Source organism: Agrobacterium sp. 22-226-1 (assembly GCF_053522345.1).
This window is the reverse complement of sequence record NZ_JBNWCP010000042.1, coordinates 1-2823: the sequence shown is the minus strand read 5'-3', so window position 1 is coordinate 2823 and position 2823 is coordinate 1. Positions and strand designations below refer to the sequence as shown.

Sequence of the window (2823 nt, the reverse complement as noted above, 5' to 3'; positions counted from 1 at the left end):
GCTCCCGCTGAAAACACGCGGAGCAAGGTTCAAAACATGGGTCAATTCTCGATGACAATATCCGGCAATGCCGGGTCACTTCTCAGTGCAAATCAACAGTGTCGGATCACCACGTAAAAACTTGTCAAGTACATCGTCCAGAGCGGCGTGGAGGATCAGGTCATCGGTCCCCGGCAGGCCACTCAGACCGTGCTTCTCCAAGATCTCTGGTCCGGTCGCAAGATCATGCAGCGCACCTAGCTCGTCCTGCAGCACCTCCATGGCGCCAACGAAACGCTTGTACCGACGCGCGCCTCGCTTGTCAGGAAACAGGGCGCGGAAAACTGACGTAAACGGGCAGCCTACGGCTTTTTGGCCTTGAAAGGACGCTCGAGCAACTCGTTTGGAATCGCATACTCTCTCCATTCTCCCTCAACGAGAGAAAAGAGGCGGTTTCCGTAATCAAACACATGCAGTCTGTCTTCCCGGGCAAAAATCGCTGACGGCTGAACCCGTTTGCTACCGAGTTGGAGCCTCACCTTTGGTGTGAAGGTTTTTGCTAAATGTCCATCGAAGCGAAACAACTCCGAGTCAGCAATGAGGACCAATTCGTCGTCGAGATAAGCAACATCAGAATAGTGCTTTTCGCGGTCTGGCAACGATGAAATTTCCGAGAAACCGCTCTCGGGTGTTCCTGTCATAACCAAACCGTCCGAGCCCACCAAATAATCATTGCCTCGATTGTCCGAGGTAACGGCGGCTAACCATGCGTATGGTGGTGAAGTCTTGGCAATCCGTTCAGGCAGTTCTTGACGTTTCCAGTTGCCGGGTGTTCCTGTGTAAAGCGTAGTTAGAACCGGATGGGTACCCTTTTCAGCTCTCAACCTTTTTTTCAGTTTGAAGCGTTCGTCTTCCGCCATGTCACTCCGATATAGGGGATGGCCCGGGTAAAGGTTGAAGTACCGTTGGTTCGGTCTTTGGATCGCAACGATAAAGATTTCACCCTTGATGTTCTCTCCGAGAATGGCCCATTCGGTCTCCGAGTAAGGATATTCAGTTGTAAGCGACGGCGACACGTCCTCCCAACTCTCGCCTTTTCCGAGCTTCAAGAAGTTGCCGCTGCCTGCCACGAGCCAACGATTGTCGTAAGGAAGAATGGAGCGGAAATCGATTTCGGACGCGATCTCGGATTCGGCTGGAGTTCCGGGGATGATGAAATGCTGCGAACCGTCTGGACCGACAACATAAATGTCGCCCTGCAGGCTGATCGTGACATAGGAAGGCCCTGCATCGTCTTTCAACGACGGTATCACGCGGATATCGCGCAACTCCCTGCGAACATCCGACCGCGAGAATGTTTGTTTAACGGCGTCGCGCATGAGAATGATCGTGTACGGATCGTCCCAACGCGGTCCGCCCACCAGAGCAGCGAAGTGGCGGTCGGTGTCTGCCATGGCAGCCTGATAGAGTTTGGGCTCCCATTTGCCGTACAGCTCTTCGAAATCTTGCTCGTCATTCAGAATGTCATCCAAGAAGGTCTCTCCTTTTTACGGATATTTTCCAGCACGAAGTACATCAGCGATCTTGCCTGTTGGAAGCGGTTTTTCCTTCGTCCTTCCCGGAGCGGAAAGGCCTGTCTTCTTCTTCACCTGTTCTTCCGCCCGCGCGTTTGCCGCTTCTGCGCAGGCTTTGTCGATTCCATTTGTTGCCAGCAGCGCATCTTGAGACGCTAACAAGATATCTTCCATAGGAGCTGTTCCCGGATAATCCGGATGATCAATCCCTTTCAGCTCGTTTCTGGTCAGTTCATGCACACCGCCAGAGCCGTTTTTTCGGCTGTGTTGGGCCTCAGTCAGGCAGATTGACTCCCCTTCACCTTCGGTAGGAGCATTAGGCACTCTTTCCGTCGTTACTTTCCCTGGACGATCGCCCAGACGGTATGTCATGTCGGCGACGACGTGGTGGGCATAGTCGCCCGCGCCAGAACACTCCTCTTTAATTTCGTCGTACGGACCGATCAGACATTTTTTACGTCGTCTTTTCTTACCATCGATCCTAGTACTTGGACCGAGCGGCGGAGGAGGGACTGGTTGAGGACCAGGTTTGGGGTCTTCTTTCTTTTCTTGCTCCTCTTGCTGTCGGGCTTCTCTGATGTCTTTCAGCTTTTGCTCGATTTCCTCGTCAGAGAGACCTTGGAAGGGGGCCAGCAGACCGTTTACTTCCGCATCGGACATCGTTCGAACGTCCATTGGTTTGCCGGATATTGATGACAGGATATCGTTTGCCAGCGGCACCCTTTCTTCTGGATCGATGGCAATACCGTATTTTCCGGAGAAATCCCAAGTCTCGCGTTTCAAAATATTCCCAAAAGTGACGGGTTGGCGGCCACCAAGAAGCTTGTCCTGAACAATTACCGCCTGCCCTGGTTTGGACATTATCGCGCCCAAGGCACGCCCCTCAGTGGCCCGCTCATCCTCCGGCATTGAGAGGTCGCGGAGCATATCCTCGAGCACCATGGCCCAGATACCTTTCCGCAAGAGTTTCCCACCACCAACCTTTGGCAGACTGGGAGTTTTGGGAATCGGTCGAGATGTCGACGGAGCGTGTGCTCCACCACCATTTACAGTACCGGTGGCTGTACCAGTGAGTGCGCGAGTATTATTGCCATTGGACGAGAACCATCCATTGTTACCGGCATCGGTCATCGTTCCGGTTGCAGCTTGCGCCAACTGCACAGGCGCATCATCCTGCCATCTGAGCGACCCCCGCACCGGATCATCATCCCTGGGAGGATCATAGGTCTGCGTGCTGCGGACGAAGATCGCCTCACCCTGGGTATTCCTG

Annotated in this window: 3 protein-coding genes; all 3 read right to left on the bottom strand. The window is 53.7% G+C overall.

Annotation, left to right across the window (positions count from 1 at the left end; translation table 11 throughout):
* Nucleotides 1-75 precede the first annotated feature (75 nt).
* Entirely contained in the window at nt 76-261 is a 186-nt protein-coding gene (locus ACQZ5K_RS26890) for a hypothetical protein (protein ID WP_448742069.1), read from the bottom strand.
* An 80-nt stretch (nt 262-341) separates the two neighbouring features.
* On the bottom strand, nt 342-1511 hold the full coding sequence (locus ACQZ5K_RS26885) for a hypothetical protein (RefSeq protein ID WP_448742068.1): 1170 nt from the start codon (nt 1509-1511) through the stop codon (nt 342-344).
* Nucleotides 1512-1526: 15 nt separating this feature from the next.
* Nucleotides 1527-2823: hypothetical protein (locus ACQZ5K_RS26880; RefSeq protein WP_448742067.1), on the bottom strand; the 1297-nt coding region annotated here is incomplete at its 5' end.

Excerpts from the sequence above, each read along its gene's own strand:
- ACQZ5K_RS26890 (WP_448742069.1), bottom strand. The coding sequence starts at position 261 with ATGGAGGTGCTGCAGGACGAGCTAGGTGCGCTGCATGATCTTGCGACC.